14 protein-coding genes are annotated in these 17,080 nt (G+C 74.4%); 13 read left to right on the top strand and 1 reads right to left on the bottom strand.

Annotated elements, in window-relative coordinates; genetic code table 11:
- Positions 1-11: 11 nt before the first annotated feature.
- Positions 12-1,202 (top strand): cysteine desulfurase family protein, encoded by a 1,191-nt coding sequence (locus LG396_RS11830; protein WP_225794692.1) that lies wholly within the window; start codon positions 12-14, stop codon positions 1,200-1,202.
- Between the two features lie 164 nt (positions 1,203-1,366).
- On the opposite strand, the gene LG396_RS11825 is transcribed toward LG396_RS11830, so the two are convergent.
- Positions 1,367-2,131, bottom strand: coding sequence for an N-acetylmuramoyl-L-alanine amidase (locus LG396_RS11825; protein WP_225794691.1), 765 nt, complete (start codon positions 2,129-2,131; stop codon positions 1,367-1,369).
- 102 nt (positions 2,132-2,233) lie between these two features.
- On the opposite strand from LG396_RS11825, the gene mnmA reads away from it, so the two are divergent.
- The 12 genes from mnmA (at position 2,234) to LG396_RS11765 (ending at position 17,059) form a co-directional block, all read left to right on the top strand.
- Complete coding sequence (gene mnmA, locus LG396_RS11820; protein ID WP_225794690.1) at positions 2,234-3,361, top strand: tRNA 2-thiouridine(34) synthase MnmA; 1,128 nt, start codon at positions 2,234-2,236, stop codon at positions 3,359-3,361.
- Between the two features lie 54 nt (positions 3,362-3,415).
- Positions 3,416-3,952 carry an LOG family protein gene (locus LG396_RS11815; protein WP_018838909.1) on the top strand — a complete coding sequence of 179 codons (537 nt, stop codon included), beginning with the start codon at positions 3,416-3,418 and terminating at the stop codon, positions 3,950-3,952.
- 12 nt (positions 3,953-3,964) lie between these two features.
- A complete protein-coding gene (locus LG396_RS11810) occupies positions 3,965-4,675 on the top strand; it encodes an SDR family oxidoreductase (protein ID WP_037743221.1) in 711 nt (236 codons plus the stop codon).
- Positions 4,676-4,707: 32 nt separating this feature from the next.
- The gene (locus LG396_RS11805; protein ID WP_225794689.1) at positions 4,708-5,775 is read left to right on the top strand and encodes a methionine synthase; all 1,068 of its coding nucleotides are present in this window, start codon (positions 4,708-4,710) and stop codon (positions 5,773-5,775) included.
- A 16-nt stretch (positions 5,776-5,791) separates the two neighbouring features.
- Entirely contained in the window at positions 5,792-7,951 is a 2,160-nt protein-coding gene (ligA, locus tag LG396_RS11800; RefSeq protein ID WP_018838914.1) for an NAD-dependent DNA ligase LigA, read from the top strand.
- Positions 7,952-8,101: 150 nt separating this feature from the next.
- Positions 8,102-10,273 carry a putative bifunctional diguanylate cyclase/phosphodiesterase gene (locus LG396_RS11795; RefSeq protein WP_225794688.1) on the top strand — a complete coding sequence of 724 codons (2,172 nt, stop codon included), beginning with the start codon at positions 8,102-8,104 and terminating at the stop codon, positions 10,271-10,273.
- A 169-nt stretch (positions 10,274-10,442) separates the two neighbouring features.
- Positions 10,443-10,739 (top strand): Asp-tRNA(Asn)/Glu-tRNA(Gln) amidotransferase subunit GatC, encoded by a 297-nt coding sequence (gene gatC, locus LG396_RS11790; RefSeq protein WP_018838916.1) that lies wholly within the window; start codon positions 10,443-10,445, stop codon positions 10,737-10,739.
- A complete protein-coding gene (gene gatA / locus LG396_RS11785) occupies positions 10,736-12,244 on the top strand; it encodes an Asp-tRNA(Asn)/Glu-tRNA(Gln) amidotransferase subunit GatA (RefSeq protein WP_018838917.1) in 1,509 nt (502 codons plus the stop codon). The genes gatC and gatA overlap by 4 nt, the downstream gene beginning before the upstream one ends.
- Complete coding sequence (locus LG396_RS11780) at positions 12,241-12,480, top strand: hypothetical protein (RefSeq protein WP_018838918.1); 240 nt, start codon at positions 12,241-12,243, stop codon at positions 12,478-12,480. Before gatA ends, LG396_RS11780 begins: the two co-directional genes overlap by 4 nt.
- Positions 12,481-12,517: 37 nt before the next feature.
- Positions 12,518-14,011, top strand: coding sequence for an Asp-tRNA(Asn)/Glu-tRNA(Gln) amidotransferase subunit GatB (gatB, locus tag LG396_RS11775; protein ID WP_037743233.1), 1,494 nt, complete (start codon positions 12,518-12,520; stop codon positions 14,009-14,011).
- A gap of 124 nt (positions 14,012-14,135) precedes the next feature.
- The gene (locus LG396_RS11770; RefSeq protein WP_225794687.1) at positions 14,136-16,379 is read left to right on the top strand and encodes an MMPL family transporter; all 2,244 of its coding nucleotides are present in this window, start codon (positions 14,136-14,138) and stop codon (positions 16,377-16,379) included.
- A 56-nt stretch (positions 16,380-16,435) separates the two neighbouring features.
- Positions 16,436-17,059 carry a hypothetical protein gene (locus tag LG396_RS11765; protein WP_225794686.1) on the top strand — a complete coding sequence of 208 codons (624 nt, stop codon included), beginning with the start codon at positions 16,436-16,438 and terminating at the stop codon, positions 17,057-17,059.
- The last annotated feature ends 21 nt before the right edge of the window (positions 17,060-17,080 follow it).

The following is a 17,080-nucleotide window of genomic DNA, read 5'->3' as shown; positions in this document are numbered from 1 at the left end:
TCGGAACCACCATGGACCAGGCTGTCTACCTCGACCACGCCGCCACCACCCCGATGCTCCCCGAGGCGGTGCGGGCCATGACCGAACGCCTCACCGCCACCGGCAACGCCTCCTCGCTGCACGCCGCGGGCCGGCGGGCCCGGCGGGCGGTCGAGGAGTCCCGCGAGCGGCTGGCCGCCGCCTACGGCGCCCGGCCCAGCGAAGTGGTCTTCACCTCCGGCGGCACCGAGGCGGACAACCTGGCCGTCAAGGGCCTGTACTGGTCGCGGCGCGCCGAGGACCCCGCCCGCACCCGGGTGCTCGCCAGCCCCGTCGAGCACCACGCGGTGCTGGACGCCGTGCACTGGCTCCAGAAGCACGAGGGCGCCACCGTCGACTGGCTGCCCGTCGACACCCACGGCCGCGTGCACCCCGACGCGCTGCGCGCCGCGCTGGAGCGCGGCCCGGGCGGCGGCGCGGGCGACGTGGCGCTGGTCACGGCGATGTGGGCCAACAACGAGATCGGCACGATCCTGCCCGTGGCCGGACTCGCCGCCGTGGCACGGGAGTACGGGGTGCCGATGCACTCCGACGCCGTGCAGGCCGCGGGACAGGCGGAGGTGGACTTCGGCGCCAGCGGGCTGGCCGCGCTGACGCTCACCGGGCACAAGATCGGCGGCCCGTACGGCATCGGGGCGCTGCTCCTCGGCCGGCAGGACGCGCCCGAGCCGCTGCTGCACGGCGGCGGGCAGGAGCGCGAGGTGCGCTCGGGCACGCTGGACGTGCCGGCGATCGCGGCGTTCGCGGTGGCCGCGGAGCTGGCCGCCGGGCGGCGCGCGGAGTTCGCCGCCGAGGTGGGGGCGCTGCGCGACCGCCTGGTGGCGGCGGTGCGGGACGCGGTGCCCGACGCGGTGCTCAACGGCGACCCGGACCCGGCCGGGCGGCTGCCCGCCAACGCGCACTTCTCCTTCCCCGGCTGCGAGGGCGACTCCCTGCTGCTGCTCCTGGACGCCCAGGGCATCGCGTGCTCCACCGGCTCCGCCTGCACCGCGGGCATCGCCCAGCCCAGCCACGTGGTGCTCGCCGCGGGGGCGGACCCGGACCTGGCGCGGGGCACCCTGCGGTTCTCGCTGGGGCACACGTCGACGGCGGCGGACGTGGCGGCGCTGGCGGCGGCGATCGGGCCGGCGGTGGAGCGGGCCCGTGCGGCGGGGCTGAGCTGACCCCTGGCAGCGCCGGGCCGGTCCATGCTGGGCCCGCCCTCGCCGGGCGGGGCCGGGGTGCGCCGGGCCGGACCGCACGGCCGGAGCTGCCCGAGTCGGACTGCCGGGCGACGCGGGCCGGCGGCAGTGAGCCGTGCGTTCGCCGGGACGGATCCCGTCCGCGGTCAGGAGTCGCGCGCCGGGCGCGCGCTCGCCCTGCGCTCCGCCGCGGCGTGCGCCTTGCGCACCAGGCGCATGTACCGCGGCCAGTCCCAGTGCGGCCCCGGGTCGGTGTGGTCCGCTTCCGGGACCTCGTTGTGGCCGACGATGTGCTCCCGGTCCACCGGGATGTCGTAGCGCAGGCAGATGTCCGCGGTCAGCTTCGCCGACGAGCGGTACATGACGTCGGTCAGCGTCTCCGGGCGGTCCACGAAGCCCTCGTGCTCGATGCCGACACTGCGCTCGTTCCACTCCCGGTTGCCCGCGTGGAACGCGACGTCCAACTCGCGCACCGTCTGCGCCACGTGCCCGTCCTCGGCCCGTATGACGTAGTGGGTGGCGGCGCCGTGGCCGGGGTCGCCGAAGACCTTGAGCGCCACCGCGTAGCTGCCCTCGGTGACGTGGATCACGACGCGGTCGATGCCGTAGTCCGCGGGGCGGTCGGCGCGGCGCCAGTTCGCCTCCGAGGCGCCGGCCCATCCGGCGGCGGCGTAGTCCAGCTCGCCGGGCCTGCGGGGCTTGTCGATGCCGGGGACCTGCCACCAGATGCGCTTGAGCTGCTCGTACCCGGCCCAGCCGAGGCCCGCGCCGACCGCGCCCACGCCGAGGGCGGCCAGCAGGGCGCGGCGGCTGGAGCCGCGGCGCGGCTCGCCGCCGCCGGGCCGCCGCCCGGGGTCCGCGCGGGGCTCCCCCGCCCCGGGCTCCGGGCCGTCCCCGTCCGTCGTCGGCATGCGGTCGGTCCTTCTCGTTCGGTCTCGATCGGCCAACGCCTCCGGCCGCCGGACGGTTCCGCACCGCGGCCTCGTTACCCTGGAGTGGCTATGACACCACGAGTGACACACACGGCCCGCCCCGCCCGTCTGAAGGTCCTCGCCGCCATGTCCGGCGGCGTGGACTCCGCCGTCGCCGCCGCCCGCGCCGCGGCGGCGGGGCACGACGTCACCGGGGTGCACCTCGCGCTCTCCGCCAACCCGCAGTCCTTCCGCACCGGCGCCCGCGGGTGCTGCACCATCGAGGACTCGCACGACGCCCGCCGCGCCGCCGACGTCATCGGCATCCCGTTCTACGTCTGGGACCTCGCCGAGCGGTTCCGCGAGGACGTCGTCGAGGACTTCGTCAGCGAGTACGCCGCCGGCCGCACGCCCAACCCCTGCCTGCGCTGCAACGAGAAGATCAAGTTCGCGGCGCTGCTGGACAAGGCGCTGGCCCTCGGCTTCGACGCGGTGTGCACCGGCCACTACGCCAAGGTCGTCACCCGCGAGGACGGCAGCCGCGAGCTGCACCGCGCCGCGGACGCGGCCAAGGACCAGTCGTACGTCCTCGGCGTGCTGGACGAACGGCAGCTCGCGCACGCGATGTTCCCGCTCGGCGAGACCGAGACGACGAAGGCCGAGATCCGCGCGGAGGCCGCGGAGCGCGGGCTGTTCGTGGCGAAGAAGCCCGACAGCCACGACATCTGCTTCATCGCGGACGGCGACACCCAGGGCTTCCTCGCCCGCCGCCTGGGCACCGCGGAGGGCGACGTCGTCGACGAGTCCGGCGCCCGCGTCGGCACCCACTCCGGCGCGTACGGCTTCACCGTGGGCCAGCGCAAGGGCCTGGCGCTGGGCACCCCCGCGCCCGACGGCCGGCCGCGCTACGTGCTGGACATCTCGCCCGTCGACAACACCGTCACCGTCGGCCCCGCCGCGTCCCTGGACGTCGAGGCGCTGACGGCGATCTCGCCGCGCTGGTGCGGTACGCCCCCGGCGGGGCCGGGTGGGTACACCGCCCAACTGCGCGCGCACGGCGGCGAGACGGCGGTGACCGCCGAGGTCGTCGGCGGCGAGCTGCGGGTCGCCTTCGCGGCGCCGGTGCGCGGGGTGGCGCCGGGCCAGGCGGTGGTGCTGTACGACGGCACCCGCGTGGTCGGCTCCGCGACCATCGCGAGCACCCGCCGGGCGGGCGCGCCGGCCGCGTAGCGCGGCCGGAACGCGCCCGTCCGCGGGGCCGGCGCACGCGCGTACGGTGTGCGCATGAACATCTGCGTCTTCCTCTCCGCGGCCGACCTCGACGAGCGCTACACCGCGCCCGCCCGCCGCTTCGCCGAACTGCTGGGCAAGCGCGGGCACACGCTGGTGTGGGGCGGGTCGGACGTGGGGCTGATGAAGGTCGTCGCCGACGGGGTGCAGGAGCACGGGGGGCGGCTGGTCGGCGTCTCGGTGACGTTCCTGGCGGACAAGGCGCGCGCGGGCGCGGACGAGATGGTGATCGCCGGGGACCTGGCGGAGCGCAAGGCGGAACTGCTGGGCCGCTCCGACGCCGTCGTGATCATGGTCGGCGGCACCGGCACGCTGGACGAGGCCACGGAGATCCTGGAGTTGAAGAAGCACGGGCTGCACGCGAAGCCGGTGGTGCTGCTCAACAGCTCCGGGTACTACGACGGGCTGCACGAGCAGTTCCGGCGGATGGAGGCGGAGGGGTTCCTGCCGCTGCCGCTGGCGGAGCTGATGTTCTTCGCGGACGACCCGGAGACCGCCATGACGTACCTGGAGACCCGTCCGGTGCGGTGACAGGATGACCGCATGAGCGAGAACACCCCTGCCACCACGTATCTGATCACGGGAGCCGGCTCCGGCATCGGCGAGGCGCTGGCGCGGCGGCTGGCCGCGCGCGGGCCGGCGGGCCTCTGGTTCCTCGTCCGCAGCCCGGCGCGCGCCGCGGAGCTGACGGAGCGCTTCCCCGGGGCGCGCACGGTGGTGGCCGACCTCGGCGAGCCGGGCGGCCTGGCGGACGCGCTGGCGGAGCAGGAGCTGCCGGCCGCGCTCGACGCGCTGGTGCACGTCGCGGGCGTGGTGGAGCTGGGGCCGGTCGCCGAGACCACCCCGAAGGTCTGGGCGGAGACGCTGGCCGTCAACCTGACCGGGCCGGCCGAGCTGACCCGGCTGCTGCTGCCGCGGCTGCGGGCGGCGCGGGGGCACGTGGTGTTCGTCAACTCCGGTGCCGGGCTGAGCGCGGGGCCCGGGTGGGGCGCGTACGGCGCGAGCAAGCACGGGCTGAAGGCGCTGGCCGACGCGCTGCGCGCGGAGGAGGCCGGCAGCGGCGTGCGGGTCACCACGGTCTACCCGGGCCGCACGGCCACGCCGATGCAGGCCAAGGTGCACCGCCAGGAGGGCCGGGAGTACGAGCCGGGGCGCTGGATCGACCCCGAGTCGGTGGCGACGACCCTGCTGACGGCCCTGGACCTGCCGCGCGACGCCCAGCTCACCGACGTCTCCGTACGCCCCGGTCCGTAGCGGGGCGGGCGGGTCGGCATACCCTCACCCTCGTGACTGAGACTGCGACGCGCCCGTGGGGTGCCGGTGCCGCCACCGGCGTGGGATCCATGCCCGGCGAGGACGCGCGGGAGACCGCGCGCACCGTGACCGGCGAGGTCGGCGACTTCCCGTTCCTGCCCGAGCTGCCCGCGCGCGGGCCCGGCGCCGACATGGTCGGCCGCAGCGCCGGGATGCTCGTCGACGTCTACGTGCACCTGCAGCCCAGCGGCTGGCGCATCGCCGACCGGCCGGGGATGGACACCCGCAGGGCGCGCTCGTGGCTGGGCGAGGACCTGGACGCGCTGGAGGAGTTCACCCAGGGCTACACCGGTCCGCTGAAGGTCCAGGCCGCCGGGCCGTGGACGCTGGCCGCCGCGCTGGAGCTGAAGGGCGGCGAGGCCGCGTTGCGCGACCCCGGCGCCTGCCGCGACCTGGCCGCCTCGCTCGCCGAGGGGCTGCGCGCGCACCTGGCGGAGGTACGCCGCCGGGTGCCGGGCGCCGAGGTGGTGCTGCAGCTCGACGAGCCGTCCGTCACCGCCGTGCTGACCGGCCGGATCGCCACCGCCAGCGGCTACCGCACGTACCGGGCGGTGGACCGGGCCGTGGTCGAGGGCACGCTGCGCGACGTGATCGGCGCCGCCGGCGCCACCGGCCCGGACGGCACCCCGGTCGTCGTGCACTCCTGCGCCCCGGACGTGCCGTTCGCGCTGCTGCACCGCGCGGGGGCAGCGGCGGTCTCGTACGACGCGGGGCTGCTGACCGCACGCCCGGGCCGGCTGGAGGAAGCCGTCGGCGAGGCGGTGGAGGCCGGGCTCGGGCTCTTCGCGGGCGTTGTCCCCGCACTTCCCGACGCGTCCGCGGGCGCGCCCGCCGGTGCGGGTCCGATGTCAGACCCTGCAGGTAGCGTCGGGGGTGTCAGGACGTTGTGGCGCAGGCTGGGGCTGTCGCCGCAGGCGCTCGCCGGCAGTGTGGTGATCACTCCGGCGTGCGGCCTCGCGGGCGCCGACCCGGAGTACGCCCGCCGGGCCCTCGCCCACTGCGTCCGTGCCGCGGGGTCCCTCGTCCGGGACCCGGAGTGACAACGGGAGGCCCGGTTTGAGTACGGACAGCGTGGCGCGTGAGCGGCATCGGCTGCTGGCCGAGCAGATCGAGGAGCACCGCTTCAGGTATTACGTGACGACGCCCGTCATCAGCGACGCCGACTTCGACAAGCTGCTGCGGGAGCTGGAGGGGCTGGAGGAGGAGCACCCGGAGCTGCGCACGCCCGACTCGCCGACCCAGAAGGTCGCCGGGGCGTACGAGACGGAGTTCACCTCCGTCCAGCACCGCGAGCGGATGCTCTCCCTGGACAACGCGTTCACGGACGAGGAACTGGACGCCTGGGCCGACCGGATGGCCAGGGAGCTGGACCCCCAGCCGTACCACCTGCTGTGCGAGCTGAAGGTCGACGGCCTCGCGGTCAACCTGACGTACGAGCACGGCCGGCTGGTCCGCGGCGCCACCCGCGGTGACGGCCGCTCCGGCGAGGACATCACGCCGAACATCCGCACCATCGGCGAGATCCCCCACCGGCTGCGGGGGGAGAACATCCCGGACCTCGTGGAGATCCGCGGCGAGGTGTTCTTCTCGCTCTCGGAGTTCCAGCAGCTCAACGCGGACCTGGTGGCCGAGGGCAAGCCCCCCTTCGCCAACCCGCGCAACTCCGCGGCCGGTTCGCTGCGCCAGAAGAACCCGCAGGTCAGCGCCTCCCGTCCGCTGCACATGGTGGTCCACGGCATCGGCGCGCTCGAAGGCGCCCGCTTCGACCGGCTCTCCGGCGCGTACGACCTTCTCAAGGAGTGGGGCCTGCCCACCTCGCCGTACACGAAGGTGGTCGACGGCATCGCCGGCGTGCGGGCCTTCATCGAGGGCTACGCCGACCGCCGGCACGACGTGGCGTACGAGTTCGACGGCGTCGTCGTCAAGCTCGACGAGATCGCCCTGCAGGGCCGGCTGGGCTCCACGTCCCGCGCGCCGCGCTGGGCCATCGCGTGGAAGTTCCCGCCGGAGGAGGTCAACACCAAGCTGGTCGACATCCGCGTCGGCGTCGGGCGCACCGGGCGGGTCACGCCGTACGCGGTGGTCGAGCCGGTGACGGTGGCCGGCTCCGAGGTCGAGTTCGCCACGCTGCACAACCAGGACGTGGTCAGGGCCAAGGGCGTCCTCATCGGCGACACGGTCGCGCTGCGCAAGGCGGGCGACGTCATCCCCGAGATCATGGGGCCGCTGACCGACCTCAGGGACGGCAGCGAGCGGGAGTTCGTGATGCCGGCGGAGTGCCCCGAGTGCGGCACGGCGCTCAAGCCCATGAAGGAGGGCGATGTCGACCTGCGCTGCCCCAACGCCCGGTCCTGTCCGGCCCAGCTCCGCGAGCGGCTGTTCTACCTCGCCGGCCGCCGCTGTCTGGACATCGAGAACTTCGGGTACGTCGCCGCGACCGCGCTCACCCAGCCGCTGGAGCCGGCGCAGCCGCCGCTGCTCGACGAGGGCGGCCTGTTCGACCTGAAGGTCGAGGACCTGCTGCCCATCAAGTCGTACGTGCTGGACCAGGACACCGGCCTGCCCAAGCGCGACCCGGAGACGGGCGAGGAGAAGGTCGTCACCTTCTTCGCCAACAAGGAGGGCAACCCCAAGAAGAACACCGAGCTGATGCTCGCGCACATCCAGGCGGCCAAGGACCGGCCGCTGGCCCGGGTCATCGCCGGGCTGTCCATCCGGCACGTCGGGCCGGTCGCCGCGGAGGCGCTGGCCCGCGAGTTCCGCTCGGTCGACCGCATCATGGCGGCGAGCGAGGAGGAGCTGGCCGCGGCCGAGGGCGTCGGGCCCACCATCGCCGCCTCGCTGACGCAGTGGTTCGCCGAGGACTGGCACCGCGAGATCGTCGAGCGGTGGCGCGCGGCGGGCGTGCGGATGGAGGAGGAGGCGGATGAATCGGAAGGTTCGCGTCCGCTGGAGGGTCTGACGGTCGTCGTCACGGGAACACTCCAGTCGCACACCCGGGACGGCGCGAAGGAGGCACTGCAGAGTCGCGGAGCGAAGGTGACGGGTTCGGTGTCGAAGAAGACCGACTTCGTCGTCTCCGGCGACAACCCCGGGTCCAAGTACGACAAGGCCGTGCAGCTGAAGGTCCCCGTCCTCGACGACGCGGGCTTCGCCGTCCTCTTGGAGCAGGGTCCCGACGCCGCCCGCGAGGCCGTGGTGACACCGCCCGAGTAGCCGCCGGGGCCCGGCTGTTCGAGTGGTGACCGAAACCCGGCGAGTCGGGGGTAATCGGGCGACCGCAGCCGATCGCCGCCCCAGACCGCCTTTCGCGGCCTAGTGTGGACGGGCGCGCCGACGCGCGCCCCAGGCGGTGAGAGGGACGGGATGCGACCGACGGAGAGCACGGAACCGGCGCCGGTGCTGCGCCGGTTGGTGCTGCCCGCCCTGCCGTGGCTGGTGCAGTCCGCCGGCGGCCTGGTGTTCGTCATCGGCGTGCTGCACGGGCTGCGGCAGGACCACGCGCTCTTCCCGCGCGGCACCGCGGGCTGGGGCCTGGTCGTCCTGACGGCCGTCCTCATCGCCCATCTGGTCGCACCCGGCCGCGACCGCTGGTCCGGGGGGAACGGTTCCGCAGCCGCGCTCACGCTCGCCGTGCTGCTGCTCTACGGCTGGACCCCGGCCGTCGTCATCAGCCTGCTCGTCATCCTGGCGGTCGCCCTCGTGCGCCGCCCGCACCGCCGCCCGGCGCCGCTGCACGGGGCCGTCGAGATCCTCGGCATCTCGACGGCCGTCTTCGTGCTGTGGATCTGCGGCCAGCACCCCACGGTCGAGCAGCCCTGGCAGCCGGGCAGCTGGGACCTGTACGTGCTGCCCGACCTGATCGCCGCCGCCCTGTCGTACGCCCTGGTCACCCGCGTGCTCACCTGGTACGCCACCCCCGGCCACCGCGACGGCCCCGGCCCGCTCGCCCGCGCCGCCCTCACCCGGCAGGGCCTGGGCGGCGCCGCGCTGCTCGGCATCGCGCCGCTCATCATCGTCGTGGCCGTCAACACCCCGGCCCTGCTGCCCCTGTTCGCCGTGCCGCTCATCGCGCTCGACTCCAGCCTGTGGATGGCCCGCGCCCGCGCCGAGGAGCAACTGCGCGACCCGCTCACCGGGCTGCCCAACCGCCAGTGGCTGCTCGACCGCACCCGGCACGCCCTCGGCGAGGCCGAGAGCACGGGCCGCCGCGCCGCCCTCGTCCTCATCGACCTCGACCGCTTCCGCGCCGTCAACGACACCCTCGGCCACCGCGCCGGCGACCGGCTGCTGCTCCAACTCGCCGGCCGGCTGCGGCTCGCGCTGCCCCGCGGCGCCGAGGCCGCCCGCCTCGGCGGCGACGAGTTCGCCGTGCTCATCCCGCTGACCGACTCCGCCACCAGCGCCCAGCGCGTGGCCCGTACGCTCGTCGCCGCCCTCGGCTCCCCGCTCGACCTCGACGGGATGAGCCTGGTGCTGGAGGCCAGCGCCGGCGTCGCCGTCTACCCCGAGCACGCCACCGAGACCGAGGGCCTGCTCCAGCGCGCCGACGTGGCGATGTACCAGGCCAAGCGGGACCGCAGCGGCGTCGAGGTCTACGAGGCCCGCCGCGACGGCAACACCCCCGACCGGCTCGGCCTGCTGGGCGACCTGCGCCGCGCGCTCCAGGCCCGCGAGGTGGCCCTGCACTACCAGCCGAAAGTCGGCTTCGACGGCCGCGTCGTCGGCCTGGAGGCGCTGGTGCGCTGGGCGCACCCCGAGCGCGGGCACGTCAGTCCCGAGGAGTTCATCGCCATCGCCGAGACCTCGGGCCTGATGCCGGTGCTCACCGAGTACGTGCTGGAGACCGCGCTCGCCCAGGTCGCCGACTGGCGCGCCGCCGGCCTCCAGGTCCCGGTCGCCGTCAACGTCTCGCCGCGCGACGTGCACACGCCCGGCTTCGCCGGCGCCGTCGCCGCCCGCCTCGCCCGGCACGGCGTACCGCCCGGCGCGCTCCAGCTGGAGATAACGGAGCACGTGCTGCTGGAGGACCCGCAGCGCGCGGCCGACACCCTCGCGGGACTCACCGGGCACGGCGTGAAGATGTCCCTCGACGACTTCGGCACCGGCTACTCCTCGCTGGTCCATCTGCGCCGGCTGCCGGTCAGCGAGTTGAAGATCGACCGCTCCTTCGTGGCCCGGCTCGCCGTCGACCCGGAGGACCTGGAGATCGTCCGCTGCACCGTCGACCTCGCGCACTCGCTGGGCCTGCGCGTCGTCGCCGAGGGCGTCGAGGACGACGAGACCTGGGAGCACCTGCGCGACCTGGGCTGCGACGCGGTGCAGGGCTGGCTCGTCGCCGCCGCCATGCCGCCGCAGGAGACCACGGCGTGGCTGCGCGCCCGCGGCCCCGGCCCCGCCGGGGCCAGGGCCCTGCCGGCCGCGGCGGCCGCGCCGGCCGTGGCGGGCGCGGCGCGCGCCGCGGCGGGCGAGCCGGCGGCGGCCGGTGCCGCGCAGCAGCCGGACGAGGCCGAGGAGCCGGTGAAGCCGGTGAAGTGACCCGCGGCGGGGCGCAGTAGCGCACCGCGGCCGCCGAAGTGTTCGGTACGGCCGGGGCGGCCGTACGGGCGGCCGGAACCGCCCCGCCGGGAAACCCGGTCGGGCGCACCGCCCCGCGCCCCATAGGATTGCCCCGAAACCGTCACACCACCCTGTGAGGATGACCCGCATGCCTGGCATCACGCGCGAGGAGGTCGCCCACCTCGCCCGGCTGGCGCGCCTGGAGCTGAGCGGCGAGGAGCTGGACCACTTCGCCGGCCAGCTCGACGCCATCATCGGCGCGGTCGCCCGCGTCGCCGACGTGGCCGGCGAGGACGTACCGCCGACCAGCCACCCGCTGCCCCTGACGAACGTCATGCGCCCGGACGCCGTCCGGCCGAGCCTGACCGCGCAGCAGGCGCTCTCCGGCGCGCCCGCGCAGGAGCAGCAGCGTTTCAAGGTGCCGCAGATCCTGGGGGAGGAGTGACCGTGGCGGACAGCTCGGGAATCATCAGGCAGACGGCGGCGGAGACCGCCGCGCAGATCGCCGCGGGCGACGTCAGCGCCGTCGAGGTGGCAGAGGCCCATCTCGCCCGCATCGACGCCGTGGACGAGAAGGTGCACGCCTTCCTGCACGTCGACCGCGAGGGCGCGCTCGCCCGCGCGCGTGCCGTGGACGCCAAGCGCGAGCGCGGTGAGAAGCTCGGCCCGCTCGCCGGGGTGCCGCTGGCGCTGAAGGACATCTTCACCACCGAGGGCGTGCCCACCACCGCCGGGTCGAAGATGCTCCAGGGCTGGGTCCCGCCGTACGACGCGACCGTGACCCGGCGGCTGAAGGAAGCCGACGTGGTCATCCTCGGCAAGACCAACATGGACGAGTTCGCGATGGGCTCCTCCACCGAGAACAGCGCCTACGGCCACACCGGCAACCCCTGGGACCTCACCCGGATCCCCGGCGGCTCCGGCGGCGGCTCGTCCGCCGCCATCACCGCGCACATGGCGGCGCTGGCCATCGGCACCGACACCGGCGGCTCCATCCGCCAGCCCGCGTCCGTCACCGGCACCGTCGGCGTCAAGCCGACCTACGGCGGTGTCTCGCGGTACGGGATGATCGCGTTCTCCTCCAGCCTCGACCAGGGCGGCCCGTGCGCCCGTACGGTGCTCGACGCGGCGCTGCTGCACGAGGTGCTCGCCGGCCACGACCCGATGGACTCCACCTCCATCGACGCCCCCGTCCCGCCGGTCGTCGAGGCCGCGCGGAACGGCTCGGTGGCCGGGATGCGCGTCGGCGTGGTCAAGGAGTTCCGCGGCGAGGGCTACCAGACGGGCGTCATGCAGCGCTTCGACGAGGCCGTCGAGCTGCTGCGCGAGCTGGGCGCCGAGGTCGTGGAGGTCTCCTGCCCGTCGTTCGACAAGGCGCTCGCCGCGTACTACCTGATCGCGCCCGCCGAGGTCTCCTCGAACCTCGCCCGCTACGACGGCCTGCGCTACGGGCTGCGCACCGGCGACGACGGCACGCACTCCGCCGAGGAGGTCACCTCGCTGACCCGCGCGGCGGGCTTCGGCCCCGAGGTCAAGCGCCGCATCATGCTCGGCACGTACGCGCTCAGCTCCGGCTACTACGACGCGTACTACGGCTCGGCGCAGAAGGTCCGCACCCTCATCACGCGCGACTTCGAGCGCGCCTACGAGCAGGTCGACGTGCTCGTCTCGCCGACCACGCCGACGACCGCGTTCCCGATCGGCGAGCGGGTCGACGACCCGATGGCGATGTACCTCGCCGACCTGTGCACCATCCCGTCCAACCTGGCCGGCAACGCCGCGATGTCGCTGCCCTGCGGCCTCGCGCCGGAGGACGGGCTCCCGGTGGGGCTGCAGATCATCGCCCCCGCCATGGCCGACGACCGGCTCTACAGGGTCGGTGCCGCGGTGGAGGCCGCGTTCACCGACCGGTGGGGCCACCCCCTGCTGGAGGAGGCACCCGCCCTATGAGCAAGTTCGCCAAGGCCAAGGACTTCAAGAAGTCCAAGACCGGTCTGTACGTCTCCCTCACGTCGACGCTCTTCGGCGCGATCGGCATCGCCAAGCAGATGAAGCAGGCGCGCTTCGAGGACGACCGGCTGCGGCAGCTCGACGCCCTGGTGTCCGCCGCCTCCATGGCCACCGGTGTCGCCCTGCTGGTGCGTGAGCTGCGCCGGATGAACGACGACGACATCCTCGCCGGCTGAGCGGGCCGCGCCGGGGTCGAGAGGCTGGAAGAGAGCTGTGACTGTCACGTACGAGGACGCCCTCGCGACGTACGAGCCGGTGCTGGGCCTGGAGGTCCACGTCGAGCTCGGCACCGCGACCAAGATGTTCTGCGGCTGCGCCACCGCGCTGGGCGCCGGCGCGAACACCCAGACCTGCCCCGTCTGTCTCGGCCTGCCCGGCGCGCTGCCGGTGGTCAACGAGACGGGCGTGGAGTCCGCGGTCAAGATCGGCCTGGCGCTCAACTGCGAGATCGCCGAGTGGTGCCGCTTCGCCCGGAAGAACTACTTCTATCCGGACATGCCGAAGAACTTCCAGACCTCGCAGTACGACGAGCCCATCGCGTACGACGGCTACCTCGACATCGAGGTCGACGGCGAGGTCTTCCGGGTCGAGATCGAGCGCGCCCACATGGAGGAGGACACCGGCAAGTCCACGCACGTGGGCGGCGCCACCGGCCGGATCCACGGCGCCTCGCACTCGCTGCTGGACTACAACCGGGCCGGCATCCCGCTGATCGAGATCGTCACCAAGCCGATCACCGGCGCCGGCGCCAAGGCGCCCGAGGTCGCCAAGGCGTACGTGGCCGAGCTGCGGGAGCTGATCAAGGCCCTCGGCGTCTCCGAGGCCCGCATGGAGCAGGGCCAGATGCGCTGCGACGTGAACCTGTCGCTGATGCCCGCCGGCGCCACCGTCTTCGGCACCCGCAGCGAGACGAAGAACGTCAACTCGCTGCGCAGCGTCGAGCGCGCGGTGCGCTCCGAGGTCGTCCGGCACGCCGAGGTCCTCGACGGCGGCGGCAAGATCGTCCAGGAGACCCGGCACTTCCACGAGGACACCGGCACCACCACCTCGGGCCGGACGAAGGAGGAGGCGGAGGACTACCGCTACTTCCCCGAGCCCGACCTCGTGCCCGTCGCACCCGCCCGCGACTGGGTGGAGAAGCTGCGCGCCGGGCTGCCGGAGCTGCCGCGGCTGCGCCGCAACCGGCTGCGCGAGGAGTGGGGCGTCTCCGCGCACGACATGCAGTCCATCCTCAACGCCGGCGCCATCGGCCCGATCGTCGCCACCATGGACGCGGGCGCGGACGCCACGGCGGCCCGCAAGTGGTGGATGGGCGAGCTGGCGCGGCGGGCCAACGAGGACGGCGTCGAGCTGGCCGCGCTGGCGATCACGCCCGAGCAGGTCGCGCGGGTCGCGGCGCTGGTCGCCGAGGGCAAGCTGAACGACAAGCTGGCCCGCCAGGTCATCACCGGCGTCCTCGACGGCGAGGGTGCTCCCGACGAGGTGGTCGACAAGCGCGGTCTGGCCATAGTCAAGGACGAGGGCGCGCTCGGCGCCGCGGTCGACGAGGCCATCGCCGCCAACCCGGCCATCGCGGACAAGGTCCGCGGCGGCAAGGTGCAGGCGGCGGGCGCGCTCGTCGGCGCGGTCATGAAGGCCACCCGCGGCCAGGCGGACGCCGCCAGGGCCCGGGAGCTGATCATGGAGAAGTTGGGCGTAGCGGACTGATGGTGTGAAAAACACCACTGACCGGACAAACGATCTCCCGCACCTGTAACAGTGGCAGCGCAGGTGCAGGAGTCTTTGAGGGCGAACCTCCCTGAAAGATCGTGAAAATCCCAGGGAGCCGCCCGTGTCCGGTCTCGCCCGGTGGTGTCTACGCCGCCGCCTGGTCGTCGTCCTGCTCTGGCTCGCCGCCTTCGCCGGCACGGCCGTCGCGGCGGCCCTGCTGGGCCCCGCGTACTCGAACGACTACGACGTGCCCGGCACCGAGTCCGGGCGGGCCCAGGTGCTCATGGCCGAGGCGTTCCCCGGCCTCGACGGCGCCGCGGACACCGTCGTCTGGCACGACGCCGGCGGCGTGCGCGACGCGCAGGTCACCGAGCGGGTGGACGCGGCGCTGACGGAGATCGCCGGGCTGCCGGGGGTCGCGGACGTGTCAGGTCCCGACGGCTCGTACGCCGCGGACCCCGGCGGCGTCCCCGGCACGGCCACCGGGTCCGGCGGCGGCGAGGGCGGCGCGGTCAGCGCCGACGGGCGCACGGCGTACGCCACGGTGACGTACGACGGCGCCGTGGACGACATGGCGACCGGCGACGTCCGCAAGGTCGTCGACGCCGCCGAGGGGGCCGCGGGCGACGGGCTGGAGGTCGCCGTGGGCGGCCCCGGGGCCGGGCTGCTCCAGGCGCCGTCCGTGCACTACGGCGAGGCCGTCGGGGTGGTCGTCGCGGCGGTCGTGCTCTTCGTCGCGTTCGGCTCGCTCGCCGCGATGGCGCTGCCGATCGCGACCGCGCTCGTCGGCGTCGGCACGGCGTACTGGTGCGTGACCCTCCTCGGCCACGCCATGGCCGTCGCCGACTTCGCGCCCATGCTCGGCATGCTCGTCGGCCTCGGCGTCGGCATCGACTACGCCCTGTTCATCGTCACCAGACACCGCCGCGGCCTGCGCGAGGGACTGCCCGTCGGCGAGGCCGCGCAGCGCGCCGTGGCCACGGCCGGGCGGGCCGTGGTCTTCGCCGGCGTCACCGTGTGCATCGCGCTGCTCGGCATGCTCGTGCTGCGGCTGAACTTCCTCACCGGCGTCGCCGTCGCCGCCTCGCTGACCGTCGTCCTCACCGTCGCCGCCTCGATCACGCTGCTGCCGGCGCTGCTCGGCGTCATCGGGATGAAGGCGCTCAGCCGCCGCGAGCGGCGCGCGCTCGTCGAGAACGGCCCGCGGCCCGAGGTACCGCGCGGGCTCGCCGCCCGCTGGGCGGTCCTGGTGCAGCGCCGGCCGCGGCTGCTGGGCGCGCTCGCGCTGGTGCTGATGGGCGTCCTCGCGCTGCCCGTCGCCGCGCTCCACCTGGGCAGCTCCGACCAGGGCAACCATCCCGCGAGCGCCACCACCAGGCAGGCGTACGACCTGATGGCCGAGGGCTTCGGCCCGGGCAGCAACGGCCCGCTCACCCTCGTCGCCCAGCTCGACGGCGCGGGCGACCGGGTGGCCTTCGACTCGCTGCCTGAGACGCTGCGCGGCACACCGGGGGTCGCCGACGCCACCGCCGCGGTGCACGGGCAGGGCGGCGGCACCGGGATGATCACCGTCACCCCGGAAACCGCGCCGCAGGACGAGGCGACGTCGGACCTGGTGGACCGGCTGCGCACCGACGTGCTGCCGGAGGCCGCCGACGGTACGTCGATGGAGGTGCACGTCGGCGGGATAACCGCGGGCCAGGACGACTTCGCCGAGGTGATCGTCGGCAAGCTGCCGCTCTTCGGCGGCGTCGTGATCGCGCTGGGCTGCGTGCTGCTGCTGGTGGCGTTCCGCAGCGTGGGCGTGCCGCTGAAGGCCGCGCTGATGAACGTGCTGGCCGTGACCTCGTCCTTCGGGGTGGTGGTGGCGGTCTTCCAGTGGGGCTGGGGGAGCGGGCTGCTGGGGCTCGGCGCCACCGGGCCGATCGAGCCGTTCCTGCCGGTGATCATGATCTCCGTGCTCTTCGGGCTCTCGATGGACTACCAGGTCTTCCTGGTCAGCCGGATGTACGAGGAGTGGCGGGCGACCCGCGACAACCGGCGGGCGGTCCGGGTCGGGCTCGCCGAGACCGGCCGGGTGATCAACTGCGCGGCGCTCATCATGATCGCGGTCTTCTCCGCGTTCGCGCTGGGCGGGGACCGGATCATCGCGATGTTCGGGGTGGCGCTGGCCGCGGCGGTGGCGCTGGACGCCTTCGTGCTGCGCACGCTGCTGGTGCCGGCGCTGATGCACCTGCTGGGCCGGGCCAACTGGTGGCTGCCGGGCTGGCTGGAGCGGCGGCTGCCGCACATCGGCGTCGAGGGGCCCGGGGAGCCGGCGGCGGCCGAGCACATCGGGCTGCCGCAGGAGCCGGCCATCCGTTAATACGACTCTCAGACGGACTCATACTTCTCTCAGACGGGCCGCCTACGGTGCGCGGCATGGCTGCACTATCGAAACTGTCGAAAACCGACCAGGCCGACGCCACCGATGCCACGGACGCCGCGGAGACGGCGGAGACCGCGGAGACCGCGGAGACCGCGGAGACCGCGGAGACCGCCGACGGGGCCGCGTACGACGGCACCTGGGCTGACGACGCCGAGCCCGACGACGGCTCCGGCCCGGACGACGACGAGGCCGGCGAGCCGCCCCCCGCGGCCCGCGCCCCCTCCGGGGTCGCCGCCGGTGCCGCTGCCGTCGTGGGCGCCGCCCTGGGCTTCGCCTCGCTGACCGGCACCTGGCTGGCCGACCTCGTGTCCGCACGCCGGGAGCTGACCGGCCAGCTCGAATCCGCCAACGGCACCGCCGCCGAGCAGATCTCCGCCGCGTACGGCACCCCCTGGCACACCATCGCCCTCTTCAACGGCCTCACCGCGGTCGTCGCCCTGATCGTGTCCGCGGCCGTGCTGGTCCGCCCGGCGTTCGGCGACAGTGCCCTGCGGCCCGTGGTGTGGGTGCGGGCCGTGGCCGTCGCGGGGCTGGTGCTGGGCGCGCTCGGACTCGTGATCGCGGCCGTCATGCGCTTCGACGTCTTCGCCGACCTGCCCACCGTGCCCGGCCAGTGAGAAAACCGATTCCACGCTGTC

The organism is Streptomyces aculeolatus, from assembly GCF_020400605.1.
Lineage (GTDB): Bacteria > Actinomycetota > Actinomycetes > Streptomycetales > Streptomycetaceae > Streptomyces > Streptomyces aculeolatus.
This window is presented reverse-complemented; position numbering and strand designations above follow the sequence as displayed.